Source organism: Streptomyces sp. NPDC086023 (assembly GCF_044540325.1).
Taxonomy (GTDB): Bacteria; Actinomycetota; Actinomycetes; order Streptomycetales; family Streptomycetaceae; genus Streptomyces.
In genome coordinates this window covers 179591-194165 of the sequence record NZ_JBITRX010000002.1, presented here as the reverse complement: position 1 = coordinate 194165, position 14575 = coordinate 179591, and the positions used below count along the sequence as shown (strand labels likewise).

Genomic DNA, 14575 nt, shown 5'->3' with positions numbered 1-14575 from the left:
GTGGGGGGCCGCACCGCCGAGCGTCGGGCGATTCCACGCGTGGTGTCTGACGGTGTTCAGGACCGGTTGCAGGCACGGGCGCATTCGAGCAGGTCCACGCCCTACCTGAGGAGGCCGTGGACCTGGTGTCGGCGTTCGGCATGGTCGGCTACCGCGGCCGGAGCGTCCAGGTTCCGTGCTCGGCGGCGGACGTCCTCGCCCAGCTCCAAGCCTCCCCCTGACGAATGGCCACGGGCCAGGCGCCGGAAGGCGGGTCGGTGATCGGGATGCTCCTATGGCTGTCAAGCTGCTGGAGCCAGGTCGGTTTGAGTGATTCGTTCGGTTGGTGTGCTGGTCAGGGCCCGGTAGACCTCGCGGGCGACGAACCGCTTGAGGCAGCGCATGATGTCCTTCTTGTTCAGCCCTTCCTTGGTGCGGCGTGTGACGTAGGCGCGGGTGCGTTCGTCGAAGCGCATGCGGGTGAGCACGATGGTGTGCAGGGCGTTGTTCGCGGCCCGGTCACCACCGCGGTTGAGGCGGTGGCGGTGGGTGCGTCCGGACGAGGCCGGGATCGGTGCGACCCCCGCCAGGTGCGCGAACGCGCCCTCGGACCGCATCCGCTCCGGGTTGTCCCCGGCCGAGGCCAGCAGCTGGCCGGCGGTCTCGGGCCCGACTCCGAACAGCTCCAGCAACTGCGGGGCGGCCCGCTGGACCAGCGGGCCGATCTCCGCGTCCAGCTCGGCGATCTCGGCGTCCAGCGCCTGGTGGCGTCGGGCGAGCCGCCGCAGCGATGCCCTCGTCGCCGTCAACGGGCGGGACAGATCGTCCCCGGGCCGCACCCGGGCCAGGGTCCGTATCAGCACGGCACGGTCCAGGCCCGCGACCTGCTCACGCAGCATCGCGGGGGCCGAGACCAGCAGGCCACGGATCTGGTTCATGGCCTGGGTGCGGGCCTTGACCGCGCTGCGGCGGGCGATCCGCAGCACCCGCACCGCCTCGACCAGGCCGTCCCGGCTCTTCGGCGTGCCGGTGGCCCGCCCCGCGAGCACGGCCGTCGCGGCGGCGTAGGCGTCGATCGGATCGGACTTGCCCTTCATCCGTCGCGTCGTGCGGTCGGGCCGGTCCACGTCGATGACGGTGATGCCCGCGGCGGTCAGCACCCGGGCGAGTTCGGCCCCGTAGGCGCCGGTGCCCTCGACCCCGACCGCAACGAGCTCACCGTGCGCGCGCATCCACTCCAGCAGGTCGCGGTAGCCGCGGATGGTGGCGGGGAACTCCCGGTCGGCCAGATGCCTGCCCACCGAATCGATCACGGCAGCGTGGTGGGTCAGGCCGTGGGTGTCGACTCCACCGGTGATCTGTGGGCCGTCGTGCGTCATGCTGGTCATGTCCGTCCTTGTGGCGTGTCCGTTCCGAGGGCGGCACGCGCCGGTCGGGCGGGTGGACAAGACACTGACGGGGCTTCTGGACCAAGCTCCTATAAGGTCACAAACGCCCGTCCGGCCGCGTGCGTGGTGACGCCCGGCGAGCCGACAAATCCCAAACAGGACAGTCGAGACGTCAGTCAGTCGGAGGGTCCCCGGTCGAGAGCCTCCTCGGGTACGACGCTCGCGCGCGCCGTGTTGATCAGGACCGAGCCCGGTCGCATCAGCCGCAGCTCCTCCGCCCCGATGAGGCCGTCGGTCTCGGCCGAGGCCGGCACGTGCACCGACACCACGTCGCAGCCGGCGAGCAGCTCTGCCAGGGTTTCCACCCTGTGGCCCGGCCAGTCGGCCGCCCGTTCCGGGGTGAACCGCGGCGATCCGAAGACCCACACCTCGGCGCCGAACGCGCGTACCAGCTCGGCGGTGCGACGGGCGATGGCCCCTGAGCCCACCAGCCCCACCCGCGCGCCGTCGAGACTGCTCGCGGGCAGGCCCTCGACCGCGGCGCTCCACGAACCCCCGCGCAGGTCCCGGTCGCGTCGCGCGATCCCACGCAGCGCATCGAGCATGAGCGAGACGGTCAGTTCCGCCACGGCGGCCGCGTTGGCGCCCGGCGTCGTGCGGATCGCAACTCCCAGGCGCTGCGCCGCCGCGTGGTCGAAGGTATCGGATCCGGCAGCGGCCCGCCCCACTAGCACCAGGCGGCGCCGCAACCCTTCCGCAGTCGCCCGCTCCAGCACGTTCCGGGTGAGCGGAATGCCCGCCCGGCACTTGAGCACCTGGTAGCCGCGACCTCCGTCCTCCAGCTGGCGGGCCAGTTCCTCCTCAGCGAAACCGTCGAAGTTCACAGTGTCCCAGTCAGCCTCGATCCGGGCGCGAAGCGCGGGGTCCGTCACGCGCCGGAGGTTGACCGTCGGCACCAGGCCGAGGTCACTGAGGGCGGTGAGCTCCGGCAGGGCCTGTTCGCCCAAGGCCGGGTCCACGACGAGGACCCGGCAAGGTGAGGGGTGGTCGGGTGTCGCGCTCACAGGCTCCTCCCGGCTGCCTCGCGGCCGGCGGCCGAGGTGAAGGGCCGGTACTGGAGGTCGTCGCGTCCGAGCACGTCGCTCTGGAAGTCGCGCATGTGCCGAGGGGACGTGTTCGGGCTGACGACGGCCCCCTTGACGAAGGCCCTCTCGACCTGCTCGAGGCGGAGCTCGAGGTCGGCCGCCGTGGGCGCGCTGACCAGCATGGCCGCCGCCGGCTGGTACAGGGAGCTCGACGGGCCCGTGTCCGTCGCGCCCAGATAGGTATAGAAGCGTACGTACTCCACGCCGTCGAGGGCGGCCAGCTCCTCGGCGCGCGGCAGGTCTAGGACCACGCCGGAGGGGAGCTTGGGGTGGACCGATCCCACCTCGCAGGCCGCGTCGGACGGCGTGGCCTGCGGCCGCATGCCCAGGCAGAGGTCGACGGCCGCCTCGGCCAGCGAGACAGAGCGGGAGACCCGCACCTCCTCCTCGTTGAACGGGCCACCACGCCGGGCGGCGCATTCGCTGAACACCAGCTGCCGTCAGCGAGTCGGAAGAACTCCAGGTGGAACACGCCGCTGCGCAGACCGAGAGCGGCCAGCGCGTCGGCGGCAAGCCGGTCGGCCTCGGTCGCCAGCCCCGGGTGGGTGGCCTCAGTACAGCGGTAGATCCGCAGGGACTCCCCGGCCTCCACAGCCTCCAGGCAGGTCCGTGCGTAGCGCCCCACCGAGCTGAAGGCGATGACGCCGTCGTGGACCCAGCCGTCGAGGCAGAACTCCTCGCCGGTGACGAACTGCTCGACCTGCAGGCCCTTGTGGGCCGCACCGGAGGGGAAGAACGAGGCGACGGCCTTCCGGAAGGCCTCGGGGTCCTCGACTCGCACCGTGCCTCGGTGCCCACGCCGGCGACAGGCTTGAGCACCAGCGGGTAGCCGAGTTCCTCGACGTCCGCCGGAACCGGCGGGGTCCAGAACACCCGGGACCCCGTCACGGGGACGCCGGCCTGCGTGAGCCTCTGCTTCTGGAGGTACTTGTCGCGCATCAGCACGGCCACGTCGGCGCCGGGCCCGGGCACCCCGGCCGCCTGCGCCAGGCCGGCCGTCATTACCACTGCGAGCTCGTAGTTGGTGTAGATGCCATCGAAGTCGCCGAGAGTGAGGCCGGCGTGGGCCAGGGCGCTGACCACCGCCTCGGTGTTCGTCTGATCGGCGACCGGAAGCTGCCGGACCTCCTCGGGGAAGGTGAGCACCCCGTTGCGTATGGCGTCGGCGTTGCGGACCGCGACGACCTCCAGGCCACGGGCGACACAGGCTTCCGCGAAGTACCTGTCCGAACCGATGAGCAATACCCGTGTCATGGTCCTACTTCCTCTCACTTGCGTTCTCGATCGTTCTCGGCAGCGCCTGTCCCGCAGAGGAGAAGGCCCCGGCCATCCAGGCGGTGAGCGGGCTCAGCCAGTCCCCGGCGAACTGGATCCGGTCCAGACCCTGCTGCAGCCGGTGGAAGGCAGGATGGTCATAGCCGGGCCAGTTCACCCAGGCCCCGTGGACGTGCGGCACCCGCGACCACGACACCGAGTGGACCGCCACCGGCTGCGCGGCGGCCCGCACCCCGGGATGGAGCGCGGCAATCCGGTCGACGACGAGGCGGTGACGCGACTCCTCGTCCATGGTGTCCAGTTCAAGGGCGTTGTCCTTGAGGCAGTATGCCGTGAGCGTGCCGCCCGGTTCGTGCCAGTCCGTGTTCGGATACCACAGGCGGTCCACCGGGGCGGCCGGGTACGACGTGCCGCCGTAAATGCCGAGTTCGTGCTCCCACCACCGGTCGGCGTAGGTAACGAACGCCTTCAGGGCGGGCCGCGGCTCCGGCACCTCCAGGGCGGCACGGAGGTCGGCGGGAAAGTCTGCCTCCACCTCGGCGAGTTGGTGCGGCGGCAGCGCCAGAACGACGTGGTCGTACGTCTCGTGCCGCGTTCCCCGTGGGGTGGCGAGTCCGAGCCGAACCCCGTCCGCCGTGGTGGCGACCGACACGAGCCGGTGGCCCAGATGCAGGCATTCGGTGGGGAGGCTCGCGGTGAGCCGGGAGACCAGCACATCGCTGCCGCCGACGATGCGGAACAGGGTGGTCGACTTCAGTGCGGACAGGTCGGCCAGCAGGGCACGGGCGGGGCCGCTGTCCACGAGGTCGGGCGCGTCCCACAGCTCTCCGCCAGTGGCAGGCAGAGCCGTCGGATCCCCCACATCGCTCAGGGCGCTCAGGGTACGCCGGGTGCGGTGCGGTGCCTGGTCCGCGGCCTGGTCCGCCACCAGGTGCGGATACTTCTCGGCCAGGTCCGGGCGGACTGCGAGGCGGCGAACATCCTGCCACCAGTCCCGCTGGCGCAGCACCCGGGGGTGCTGGCCCTTGCCCAAGTGCAGCAGGGCATCGTCGTTGCGCGTGACCAGGGGGGCGATCGGTACGTCGAGCAGACGCAGGTACTTCATGGTCACCATGTGCGGGTGGATGCGGGTGGCGCCGGCTTCCACCAACTGTCCATCCGGGAGTGTGACCATGCGGCCCGGATCGTCCGGCAACGGGTCGCCGTGACGCAGTGTCAACACCCTTCCGCCGAAGCGTCCGGCGGCCTCGAAGAGGTCCGCGTGGACGCCCATGCCGGACAGGACGAACGCGGCAGTGAGACCGGCGAGGCCGCCTCCGACGACCCCGACTCGCTTCCCGTGCAGGTGCTCCGCGCGCGGCAGTCTGCCGTGTAGATCATCGGGCAGGGAGGTCTTCGCGGGTTCTGGTCCGTTTCGGCCCGTGGGGCTCCTACGCTCCCGGGCATGGTGGACCCCGAGGTGCTGGAACGGATCGCCGCGCGCCGCGCGGAACTGGACGGGCTGGAAGAAACAGCTGGTCAAGCAGCTGGAGCAGGTGAGGGCCGAGCGGGACGGCCTCGCGGTCGCCGAGCGGGTCCTGGCGCGGATGAGCGAGCAGGTCGCTGGGGAGCGCGCTGCCGTCATGCCGGCGTCGGCGCAGGTAGGTGCGGCCAAGGCTGCCGCGTAGGTACGAGCGGCGATCCGGGAGGCCGCCCTGCGGACCGGTGCCCGGCCCTCTCTCCGGGCCGAGATCGCCGCGCAGATCCGCGCCGAGGAGAAACGGCGCCGTCAGGTGGAGGAAAGCGTGAGCGCCGCGACGCCGAAGCCAGCCGGCGCCGGTCGGACGCGCGTGTGGCGGGCCGGCGGGCCGCACTCGAACGCGCGACCCGCTGGCTGCAGAACCGTTGAATCTTACCGGCTGGTGGCCGCTGTCGGCCCGGGTGTGGGTCCCTGGTAGTTGCCGAGCGTGATGGTCCAATCCTCTGCATCGCCGTCGCGGGCGATGCTGAGGGCCAGCTTGAACGGCTTTCCCGTGTTGTCCGTCCCGGTAATGTCCACGTCGGCGTAGGTGGATGACGTGGGAGTGGCGATGGTGAGGCCGGTGATCTCAAGGCCCCGTCCGCCATCCTTGGCGATGATCGTCTCGGCGTCCTTCTCCCTGCCGGACACGCCCTCGGAGTCCTTCGCCAGCGCCAGCAGCGCGTCCGGGTCGCGGTCGTTGAGAGCCTTGACGTACGCCCTCGCGGTCCCCTCCGCGTTCCTGCCGCCGCCGTCGTCGTTGCAGGCCGCCAGGAGCACGCACAGTGCGGGTACTGCCAGCAGTGCCAGGGACTTCCTCAAGGGTCTCCCCTCCCTATGGGTCAGGTGCGGTGGGCGTAGAACCAGGCGCCCCGGCGCTCGTACAGGATGGTGGTCAGGGGCTTGTCGATGACGTTGTTGGTGTGGCCGGTGAGGTAGAGCTCCCCGTTCTTCTTGGCGGTGACGATCATCGTGTGGTCGATGATGCCGTTAGGACGGCCCGTCGCCCTGTCCACGAAGTCGATCTGGAGAACGTCGGAGGGGTACATCTTCCACACGTTGTCCAGGGCCTTGGTTCGCCGCGAGTGCTTGATGGCGTACCAGTACCAGTTGTGGGCGCCGGCCCACGCGTAGCTGGTGGACCACGTGTAGCTGCCGTAGAACCACTCGTCGGGGTCCTTGCGGTGGAGTATGCCGCCGGAGGTCATTTTCCAGCCGCCTGCGCGCATGGCCTGGGAGATGAAGTTCGTGCAGTCCTGATCGTATTTGCGGTAGGCGGGGTTGTAGGAGTACGCGTACTTCTTCGCATAGTTGATCATGTACTGGTAGTTGTACGAGGCCGTCACCATCGTCTTCGCCTCCTGCGACATGGCTTCCGCAGCCATCTGCGAAGTCGAGGAAGGCGCGTCGGTTACCGGGCCCTCCAGCGGCTCCGGCTCCGGCCCGCCGTCCGGCTCCATCTCGCCGTCCGGGCCGGGCTCGTTGATGGGCCCGACGTCGTCCAGCTCGGTGATCTGCGTGCTGGGCAGGACCCCGGAACGGTTGACCTCGGCCCGGTCGCCTGCGATCTCCCACTCGCCCTGCGCGGAGCGCGTGAACGTCAGCGTGTGCGGGATGCTGTACCCCTCGTAGGCGGGCGCGTCCGGGGCCGGGTGGGGGAAGTACAGGCGGGTGTCCTCGATGACCTTCACCGTGGCCGTGTCCCCGCTGACCGAGGCCGTGTCGGGGGCGACGGTGACCTCGGCGCGGCTGTACCCGCCGTTGACCTTCTCAAGGCCCTTGGCGTTGTCCTGCAACACCGCTAGGTCTGAGGCGAAGTCGCCTGCCGCGGCATCCGTCATCGGAGCGGGTTCGGTGGCGAGGTTGTCCTGCGGTGCGGTGGTGACGGCGTCGGCGCGGCGCTGGAGGAGCCTGTCGGCCATCTCCACCAAAGTCGTGGTGTCCGGCAGGTCAGTGGTCTGGGCGTGTGAGGTCGGCGTGGAGACGACCAGGGAAGCCAGCGCCACCGTAGCGGCGCTGGCGGTGCGTATGGACAGTGCGGTTCTGCGCAAGGGTCCCCCCCCTTGTCGGTTCACGTTGCTTCGGCAGTCTGCGGCGCCCGCCGTCCCCGGGCAGAGGGCCTGGTGATCTTCTGGCTGAAGCGGGCCGGGATCTGGCCGGAATCGAGCCCGAGATCTGTTCCGGCGACCAGTCCTCGGCCGGCTTCCCCGCCACCAGCTCACACAGCCGGGGATTCTTCGCCAGGAGGCAGTCCTGCGGACGCCTCGCGTTGTCCCAGGCCCGTTCTTCCGCGCGAGCCGCACGATAGGCCCGCCGACCGCCGTTCCGGCTGACCTCACGACTGGCTGTTGACACCGACCGGCCAAACAAGGAAGCGATCTGACGCAAGGACTCCCCACGAGCCAGCTCGTGAGATATCTCTTCCCGCTCGATCAGGGAAGGCGCGTCCGGCCTGCGTCGGCCCCCTTGGCCTTGGTGGCTCCGAAGATCGAGCCAGCACACCGCCCGAAGGCCCGGCCGATCTCACTGAGTGGGCGTTAAGTCCGATCTTCCTCGGTTCGTGATCGCTCGATCGTGGTACTGATCGCTGCACCGGCAAACTGCCGGGCATGTCCATGCTGAGATGCGGGATGTGAAGAGAAGGCCGTACCCCAGCGACTTAACCGACGAGCAGGGGGTGTCGATCGAGCCGATGATCACTGCCTGGAAGCAGGACCGGGTGGCGCGGTCGGCGACCGGGGACCCCGGGGCCTGTGACCTGCGGGAGGTCGTGAACGCGATCTTCTACCAGAACCGGACGGCCTGCCAGTGGCGCTATCTGCCGCACGATCTCCCTGCCTGGTCAGCGGTGTTCTACGACTTCGGACTGTGGCGCAAGGACGGCCTCGACCAGCGGATCCAGGAACTCCTGCGCTGTCAGGTGCGCGAGAGAGCCCGCCGATGAGAGGACCCGTCTCTCGTGATCATCGACACCCAGTCCGTCCGCGCGGCCGGGCCGGTGTCCCGAAGACCACGACGGGACTGGACGCCAACAAGAAGGTGTCGGGCCGCAAGCGGGGACTGGCCGTGGACGTTCTGGGGCTGGTCATCGGCGTCGTCGTGGTGGCCGCCTCCGCCCATGACAACACCGCCGGCACCGCCCTGCTCGACCAGGCCGCCGAGCGGTGCGGCAACCGCCTGGAGAAGGCCCTGGTGGACCAGGGCTTCAAGGACCAGGTCCTCAGTCACGGCGCCCTGCTGGACATCGACGTCGAGGTCGTCCGCCGCAACCGGGCCGACCAGGGCAAAGGCTTCGTCCCGCAGCCGAAGCGGTGGATTGTCGAGCAGGTCAACGGCACGTTGATGCTGCACCGGCGCCTGGCCCGCGAGTACGACCACCGGCCGGACACGTCCGCCTCGCGCGTCTACTGGGCCTCCATCGCGTGATCCGCCGCCTCACCACGCCGAGTCGGGCCTGGCGCGACACCCTCGGGCTGGCCGCGTGAACGTCACCGAGCTCCGGGGCGGCCTCCAGGCCCAGCACGACGAAACCGCGGCCCGGGCCGTTGAACTACGCGACCATGTACAGCACTTGACCGCCGCCCTGGCCGAGACCGAAGCGCGACTCGCGGGCCTGGCCACCACGGCCAAGGTCGTCGCCGAACTCGCACCAGCTGGAAGCGGCCCCGATCCGCCCGAGACGAACACCGCCTACCAGGCCATCGTGAACACCTTCAACCAACACCCCGACCAGGTCTTCCGAGCCCGTGATCTGCACGAACTCCTCGACATGCCCACCGACGAGGCATCCGTCAACATCACCCGCAGCTGTCTCGGACGCCTCACCCGCCAAGGCTTCCTCACCCAGCCCGGACGAGGCCGCTACCAGAAACGGACTTAACGCCCTCTCAGAGGATCAGGAGTTGAGCGCGGGGATGATGTCGGTGCCGTAGGCGTCGATGGTGGCCTCCTTCGCGTCGTGCATGTCGTAGACAGCGAACTGGTCGACGCCCAACTCCCGCAGATGGCGGAGCTTGGTGATGTGGGCCTCGGCGGGGCCGAGGAGGCAGAAGCGGTCGACGATCTCGTCGGGGACGAAGGTGGTGTCGGGGTTGTCGGCGCGGCCGTGGTGGGAGTAGTCGTAGCCCTGCCGGTCCTTGATGTACGCGGTGAGCTCCTCGGGGACCATGGCGGAGTGTTCGCCGTACTTGGCGACGAGGTCGGCGACGTGGTTGCCTACCATGCCGCCGAACCAGCGGCACTGGTCGCGGGCGTGGGCGAGGGCTTCGGCCGAGCCGTCGGCCGTGACGTACGCGGGAGCGGCGACGCAGATGTAGAGCGACTCGGGGTCGCGGCCGGCCTTGGCGGCGGCCTCCTTGACCGCGTGCACCATCCACTGGGTCAGGAACGGGTCGGCGAGCTGGAGGATGAAGCCGTCGGCCTTCTCCCCCGCGAGGGCCAGGGCCTTGGGCCCGTACGCGGCCATCCAGACGGGGAGCTTCCCCTGCCGGATCCAGGGGATGCGGATCGCGTTGCCGTCCACCTCCGCCTCTCGGCCCTCCGCCAGGTCGCGGATGACGCCGATGGCCTCCCCGAGACGGGCCAGGGTGTTGGGTTTGCGGCCGGCGACGCGCATCGCGGAGTCGCCGCGGCCGATGCCGCACACCGTGCGGTTGCCGTACATGTCGTTGAGGGTGGCGAAGGTCGAGGCGGTGACCTCCCAGGTGCGGGTGCCGGGGTTGGTGACCATGGGCCCGACGTGCATCTTCTGGGTGTTGGCGAGGATCTGGCTGTAGATGACGAACGGCTCCTGCCACAGCACGGCCGAGTCGAACGTCCAGCCGTAGCGGAAGCCGTTGCGCTCGGCGCGCTTCATCAGGCTGATGACCTGGGAGGCGGGCGGGTCGGTTTGCAGGACGAGGCCGAAGTCCATGCGGGACTCTCCTTACAGGTACTGGCAGGTGGAACGGTGGACAAAGGCCCCGTGACCGGCCCGGCCGACGAACTCGCGTCGGTCGATGACGAGTTCGCCGCGCGAGAGGACGGTGTCGACGCGTCCGGTGATCCGCTTGCCCTCGTACGCCGAGTAGTCCACGTTCATGTGGTGTGTCTCGGCGGAGATGACCTGCTCGGCGTGCGGATCGTAGAGGACGATGTCGGCGTCGGAACCGGGCGCGATGGTGCCCTTCTGCGGGTAGAGGCCAAACATCCGGGCCGGGGTCGCACACGCGATCTCGATCCAGCGCCGGCGGCTGATGTGCCCGTCCAGGACCGCCTGGTGCAGCAGGTCCATCCGGTTTTCCACGCCCGGCAGGCCGTTCGGGATCTTGGAGAAGTCGCCGCGGCCCAGCTCCTTCTGGCCGCGGAAGCAGAAGGGGCAGTGGTCGGTGGAGACCACCTGGAGGTCGTTCGTGCGCAGCCCCCGCCACAGCGCGGCCTGGTGCTCCTTGGGGCGCAGCGGGGTGGAGCAGACGTACTTGGCGCCCTGGAAGTCGGGCTCGGCGAGGTTGTCGGTGGACAGGAACAGGTACTGCGGGCAGGTCTCGCCGAAGACCGGGAGGCCCTTGTCGCGGGCGGCGGCCAGCTCCGCCACCGCCTCCTCCGCCGAGACGTGGACCACGTACAGCGGGGCGCCAGCCACTCGGGCGAGCTGGATCGCGCGGTGCGTGGCTTCCGCCTCCAGCAGCACCTTGCGGACCTCGCCGTGGTGGCGGGGGTCTGTCTCACCGCGGGTCAGGGCCTGCTCGATGAGGACGTCGATCGCGATGCCGTTCTCGGCGTGCATCATGATCAGCCCGCCGTTGCCGGAGGCCCGCTGCATCGCGCGCAGGATCTGACCGTCATCCGAGTAAAAGACCCCCGGATATGCCATAAACAATTTGAACGAACTTACACCTTCCTCAACAAGTCCGTCCATTTCCTTGAGTGTGTGCTCGTTTACGTCCGACACGATCATGTGGAATGCGTAGTCGATCGCGCACTTGCCATCGGCCTTGGCGTACCAGGCGTCCAGGCCGGCCCGCAGGGATTGCCCCTGCGACTGAACCGCGAAATCGATGATCGTCGTGGTGCCGCCCCAGGCCGCGGCTCGCGTCCCGGTCTCGAACGTGTCCGACGCAAAAGTGCCACCGAACGGCAGCTCCATGTGCGTATGCGCGTCGACCCCACCCGGGATCACATATTTATGGGAGGCGTCGATCACCCGGTCGGCAGTCCAGTCCTGGCTGCCCGCGGTCGCCATCGCCACGACGCGGCTTTCCTCGATCAGAACATCCGCGTGCAGCTCTTCGGCGGCGGTGATCACCAGGCCACCGGTAATGAGAGTTCTGGTCATGCCTGAGGAATCCCTTCCCGTCAGAATGCCGGAGTCGGAGGGCCGTCGACAGGGATACCGCACGGAATGCGGTATCCCCGTCGGCCGCGGCAGCCAGCTCCATGCCGGCTTTCCGCGATGCGATGCCGTGCATCGCTCACCACCAGGCCTCCGGACCGACTAGGTCGCCGAGTCCCCGTGAAGATTCCTGGTCACGCGAGCCAACGAAACTCTTGAAGGAGGTGATGCCCTCCTCGACGAGGAGGTCCATCTCCTTCAGGGTGCCCTCGTTGACGTCCGAGAGGATCATGTGGAAGGCGTAGTCGACGGCGCAGTTGCCGTCGGCCTTGGCGTACCAGGTGTCGAGGCCCTCGCGGAGGGAGTGGCCGACGCTCTGGACGGCGAAGTCCACGATGGTGGTGGTGCCGCCCCAGGCCGCGGCGCGGGTACCGGTCTCGAAGGTGTCGGAGGCGAAGGTGCCGCCGAAGGGCAGCTCCATGTGGGTGTGGCAGTCGACGCCGCCCGGGATGACGTACTTCCCCGTGGCGTCGATCGTACGGTCGGCGGTCCAGCTCGCGGCGGCTGCCGAGCCGTGGGCGGCCAGGGCGGCGACGCGGCCGTCCTCGATCAGGACGTCCGCGTGGACCTCGTCGGCGGCGGTGACGACCAGTCCGCCGCTGATCAGGGTGCGGGAACTCATCGGGGTCTCCTCCCCCAGCTGAAGGGTGCGCGGGGCCCGTTGCCGAAGTGGCGCAGGGCCCGCTGCTAAAGGGCGCGCAGGGCCCGTTCGAGGATCTCGGCGCCTTCCTCGGCCTCGCCGACGGTGAGGCTGAGCGGGGGCGCGATGCGGATCACGCTGGTGTTGTGTCCGCCGCCCTTGCCGAGCAGCAGCCCGTCGGCGCGGGCCGCCTCCAGGACGGCGGCGGCGGCCTCGGGCCAGGCCTGGTCGGTGCCGGGGCGGGTGAGCTCAATGCCGGCCATCAGTCCGCGGCCGCGGACCTCGCGGACGGCCGGGATGCCGGCGCCGATGGCGCGCAGGCGTTCCAGCAGCAGGCCGCCGACGCGCCGGGCGTTGCCCTGGAGGTCGTGTTCCAGCAGGTAGCCGAGGTTGGCAAGGCCGGCGGCCATGGTGACCGGGGAACCGCCGAAGGTGGAGATGGAGTTGGCGTCGAGGCAGTTCATGATCTCGGCGCGGGCCACGACGCCGCCGATGGACATGCCGTTGCCGATGCCCTTGGCGAAGGTGAGGATGTCGGGCGGGCCGTTCTGGGCGTGGGCCTGCCAGCCCCAGAAGTGGTCGCCGGTTCGGCCCCAGCCGGTCTGTACCTCGTCGCTGATCCACAGGATGCCGTGGCGGTCGAGCACGCGGCGGAAGGCGGCGTACAGGCCGTCGGGCGGTGAGGTGAACCCGCCCACGCCCTGGATGGGTTCGGCGATCAGGGCGGCGACCGAGCCGCGGGCCTGGCCGAGGATGTCTTCCAGGTCGGCAAGGGCCGCCTCGGTGAACGCCTCGTCGGTCAGCTCGGCGAAGGGGCCCCGGCCGCGGACCGCGCCGTGCACGTACAGGGTCTGGAGCGGGGAGAGGCTGGTCGGGGACCAGCCTCGGTTGCCGGTGACCGAGACGGTGGAGAAGGACCGGCCGTGGTAGCTGTTCCGCATCGCCAGGATCTGGTTGGAACGGCGGTACGTGGTCGCGAGCAGCAGGGCGGTGTCGTTGGCCTCGGTGCCAGAGGTGGTGAAGAAGACCCGGGCGTCGGGGATGCCGGAGAGGGCGGCGATCCGTTCGGCCAGCTCCACCATGGGGCGGTTGAGGTAGAGGGTGGACGAGTGGATGATCCGCCCGGCCTGGTCGGCGACGGCCTTGGTGACCTCGGGGAGGGCGTGGGCGGTCATGGTGGTGAGGATGCCGCCGAAGAAGTCGAGGTAGCGGTTGCCCTCGGCGTCCCAGACGTGCCGGCCCTCGCCGTGGGTGAGTTCGACGGGGCGGTCGTAGTAGAGCGTGAGCCAGTCGGGCATGACGGTCCGGTGGCGCTGGTGCAGGCTGAGGGGGGAGATCACGGCTGTACCAGTCCTCCGTAGGCGTCGGGGCGCCGGTCGCGGTAGAAGGCCCACTGGGTGCGGACCTCGTCGATGAGGTCGAAGTCGAGGTCGCGGACGAGGAGTTCCTCCTCCTTGTCGCCGGCGGTGTCGCCCACGAACTTGCCGCGGGGGTCCACGAAGTAGCTGGTGCCGTAGAAGTCGTTGTCGCCGTACTCCTCCTGGCCGACGCGGTTGATCGCGGCGACGAAGTACTCGTTGGCGACGGCGGCGGCGGGCTGTTCCAGCTGCCAGAGGTGGGCGGAGAGGCCGCGGTGGGTGGCGGAGGGGTTGTAGACCAGCTGGGCGCCGGCGAGGCCGAGCTGGCGCCAGCCCTCGGGGAAGTGGCGGTCGTAGCAGATGTAGACGCCGACCTTGCCGACCGCGGTGTCGAAGACGGGCCAGCCGAGGTTGCCGGGGCGGAAGTAGTACTTCTCCCAGAAGCCCTTGACCTGGGGGATGTGGTGCTTGCGGTACTTGCCGAGGTAGCTGCCGTCGGCATCGATGACGGCGGCGGTGTTGTAGTAGAAGCCCTGGCTCTCGATCTCGAAGACCGGTACGACGATCACCATGCCGGTCTCTCTGGCGAGCGCCTGCATCCGCTGGACGGTGGGGCCGTCCGGGACGGGCTCGGCCCAGCGGTAGTGCTCCGGCTCCTGGACCTGGCAGAAGTACGGGGCGTTGAACACCTCCTGGAACCCGATGATCTTCGCACCCTGCGCGGCTGCGGCGCGGGCGTGCTCCTCGTGTTTGGCGATCATGGATTCGGTGTCGCCGGTCCAGGTGGCCTGGACGAGTGCGGCGCGGACGACGTGAGCCATGAGCTGCTCCTTCGACAGGACGTCAGAGAGCCTCTACGCACGTAGATGGAATGCGTAGGTACGTGACCGTAAGCCCCGTCACACTCCGGGGCAAGACCATC

13 protein-coding genes and 2 pseudogenes are annotated in these 14575 nt (G+C 69.5%); 3 read left to right on the top strand and 12 right to left on the bottom strand.

Going from position 1 to position 14575, the window contains the following annotated elements; all coding sequences use genetic code 11:
- Window positions 1-281 precede the first annotated feature (281 nt).
- The 4 genes from ACIF6F_RS04180 to ACIF6F_RS04165 form a co-directional block, all read right to left on the bottom strand.
- Entirely contained in the window at window positions 282-1367 is a 1086-nt protein-coding gene (locus ACIF6F_RS04180; protein ID WP_399940978.1) for an IS110 family transposase, read from the bottom strand.
- Window positions 1368-1543: 176 nt separating this feature from the next.
- Window positions 1544-2431 (bottom strand): NAD(P)-dependent oxidoreductase, encoded by an 888-nt coding sequence (locus ACIF6F_RS04175; RefSeq protein WP_399940976.1) that lies wholly within the window; start codon window positions 2429-2431, stop codon window positions 1544-1546.
- Window positions 2428-2943 (bottom strand): hypothetical protein, encoded by a 516-nt coding sequence (locus ACIF6F_RS04170; protein ID WP_399940973.1) that lies wholly within the window; start codon window positions 2941-2943, stop codon window positions 2428-2430. Before ACIF6F_RS04170 ends, ACIF6F_RS04175 begins: the two co-directional genes overlap by 4 nt.
- A gap of 827 nt (window positions 2944-3770) precedes the next feature.
- Entirely contained in the window at window positions 3771-5060 is a 1290-nt protein-coding gene (locus ACIF6F_RS04165) for a flavin monoamine oxidase family protein (protein ID WP_399940971.1), read from the bottom strand.
- Window positions 5061-5208: 148 nt separating this feature from the next.
- Between ACIF6F_RS04165 and ACIF6F_RS04160 the strand changes: the two genes are divergently transcribed.
- Window positions 5209-5454, top strand: coding sequence for a hypothetical protein (locus tag ACIF6F_RS04160; RefSeq protein ID WP_399940968.1), 246 nt, complete (start codon window positions 5209-5211; stop codon window positions 5452-5454).
- 224 nt (window positions 5455-5678) lie between these two features.
- Here ACIF6F_RS04160 and ACIF6F_RS04155 read toward each other — a convergent pair whose 3' ends face one another.
- Genes ACIF6F_RS04155 through ACIF6F_RS04145 form a run of 3 tightly spaced genes read right to left on the bottom strand, consistent with a single transcriptional unit; the run spans window position 5679 to window position 7787 of the window.
- Window positions 5679-6107: a hypothetical protein gene (locus ACIF6F_RS04155; RefSeq protein ID WP_399940965.1), complete on the bottom strand. Its 429-nt coding sequence runs from the start codon at window positions 6105-6107 to the stop codon at window positions 5679-5681.
- A 20-nt stretch (window positions 6108-6127) separates the two neighbouring features.
- Window positions 6128-7336, bottom strand: a complete 1209-nt coding sequence (locus ACIF6F_RS04150) for an amidase domain-containing protein (RefSeq protein WP_399940962.1) — start codon at window positions 7334-7336, stop codon at window positions 6128-6130.
- Complete coding sequence (locus tag ACIF6F_RS04145; RefSeq protein ID WP_399940959.1) at window positions 7236-7787, bottom strand: helix-turn-helix domain-containing protein; 552 nt, start codon at window positions 7785-7787, stop codon at window positions 7236-7238. Before ACIF6F_RS04145 ends, ACIF6F_RS04150 begins: the two co-directional genes overlap by 101 nt.
- Before the next feature lie 121 nt (window positions 7788-7908).
- Here ACIF6F_RS04145 and ACIF6F_RS04140 point away from each other — a divergent pair.
- Window positions 7909-8770, top strand: a pseudogene (locus ACIF6F_RS04140) (IS5 family transposase).
- The gene (locus tag ACIF6F_RS04135) at window positions 8767-9165 is read left to right on the top strand and encodes a hypothetical protein (protein WP_399940957.1); all 399 of its coding nucleotides are present in this window, start codon (window positions 8767-8769) and stop codon (window positions 9163-9165) included. Before ACIF6F_RS04140 ends, ACIF6F_RS04135 begins: the two are co-directional and overlap by 4 nt.
- 15 nt (window positions 9166-9180) lie before the next feature.
- Here the strand turns inward: ACIF6F_RS04135 and ACIF6F_RS04130 are convergent, their stop codons facing one another.
- The 5 genes and pseudogenes from ACIF6F_RS04130 to ACIF6F_RS04110 form a co-directional block, all read right to left on the bottom strand.
- Window positions 9181-10197, bottom strand: coding sequence for a TIGR03842 family LLM class F420-dependent oxidoreductase (locus tag ACIF6F_RS04130; protein WP_399940954.1), 1017 nt, complete (start codon window positions 10195-10197; stop codon window positions 9181-9183).
- A gap of 12 nt (window positions 10198-10209) precedes the next feature.
- Window positions 10210-11598 (bottom strand): dihydropyrimidinase, encoded by a 1389-nt coding sequence (gene hydA, locus ACIF6F_RS04125; RefSeq protein ID WP_399940951.1) that lies wholly within the window; start codon window positions 11596-11598, stop codon window positions 10210-10212.
- A gap of 204 nt (window positions 11599-11802) precedes the next feature.
- Window positions 11803-12277: pseudogene (locus ACIF6F_RS04120) on the bottom strand (amidohydrolase family protein); the annotation flags it as partial.
- A 65-nt stretch (window positions 12278-12342) separates the two neighbouring features.
- The gene (locus ACIF6F_RS04115; RefSeq protein ID WP_399942125.1) at window positions 12343-13593 is read right to left on the bottom strand and encodes an aspartate aminotransferase family protein; all 1251 of its coding nucleotides are present in this window, start codon (window positions 13591-13593) and stop codon (window positions 12343-12345) included.
- A 38-nt stretch (window positions 13594-13631) separates the two neighbouring features.
- On the bottom strand, window positions 13632-14474 hold the full coding sequence (locus ACIF6F_RS04110) for a nitrilase-related carbon-nitrogen hydrolase (RefSeq protein ID WP_399940948.1): 843 nt from the start codon (window positions 14472-14474) through the stop codon (window positions 13632-13634).
- Window positions 14475-14575: the final 101 nt, after the last annotated feature.